General features: G+C 54.4%; 1 rRNA gene. It reads left to right on the top strand.

Annotated features, from left to right (window positions below):
• Positions 1–261, top strand: a 16S ribosomal RNA gene (locus KW828_RS21745); the annotation flags it as partial.

Raw genomic sequence — 261 nt, forward strand, 5'->3', positions numbered from 1 at the left:
TTGGCAGAGATGCCTTAGTGCCTTCGGGAACCGTGAGACAGGTGCTGCATGGCTGTCGTCAGCTCGTGTTGTGAAATGTTGGGTTAAGTCCCGCAACGAGCGCAACCCTTATCCTTTGTTGCCAGCGGTCCGGCCGGGAACTCAAAGGAGACTGCCAGTGATAAACTGGAGGAAGGTGGGGATGACGTCAAGTCATCATGGCCCTTACGAGTAGGGCTACACACGTGCTACAATGGCATATACAAAGAGAAGCGACCTCGC

The sequence above is a fragment of the Enterobacter sp. ENT03 genome, assembly GCF_019218745.1.
GTDB lineage: Bacteria > Pseudomonadota > Gammaproteobacteria > Enterobacterales > Enterobacteriaceae > Enterobacter_D.